This is a genomic window from Roseateles sp. P5_B10, assembly GCF_056400485.1.
Genome location: NZ_JBFULE010001574.1, coordinates 1 through 619 on the forward strand (window position 1 = coordinate 1; position 619 = coordinate 619).

Annotated in this window: 1 protein-coding gene; it reads right to left on the reverse strand. The window is 64.5% G+C overall.

The window, feature by feature from the left end:
* On the reverse strand, positions 1-476 hold a 476-nt coding region (locus tag AC1DU6_RS34650; RefSeq protein ID WP_477863041.1), incomplete at its 3' end, for a GGDEF domain-containing protein.
* Positions 477-619: the final 143 nt, after the last annotated feature.

Sequence of the window (619 nt, forward strand, 5' to 3'; positions counted from 1 at the left end):
TCGTTCGACGTGTTCAGCGATGACGGCACCAGACAGGCTGCGCCGATGCTGACTGTGGTCGTGCCCATGCCGTCGCGCTCGAGATCGCCCACTTCGATGCGGATCCGTTCGCCAAGTTCGATGGCATCGAGAAGAGAGAGGCCCGGCAGGATSAGCGCGAATTCCTCGCCGCCATAGCGCGCGGCGCAATCGCTGGCACGTTGCGCATGCCGCGCGATGCTCCAGGCGATCCCGCACAGAACGAGGTCGCCGGCCTGATGGCCGAAATTGTCGTTGAACGCCTTGAAGTGGTCGGCGTCGATCATCAGCAGCGAGATCGGCGCRCGGGCGCGCTGGGCGCGCTGCCATTCCTTGTCCATCACCACGTCGAAATGACGTCGGTTGGCAAGACCRGTSAGGCCRTCGGTCATSGCGAGGCGCGCCATCYTGTCTTCCATCTCGCCGCGCTTGCCCATCTCGCGCGCCAGGATCAGCATCAGYGCGCAGGMGATCAGGCCGAGCGCGCCCATRGCRCYGCCGATCTGCAGCGCRTMCTTGCGCCACTGGCCGAAAATCAYGTCGGTGGACCGCCCSACCAYYACRATCARCGGATGCGAGCCYTSACGCCAGACATAAAGAC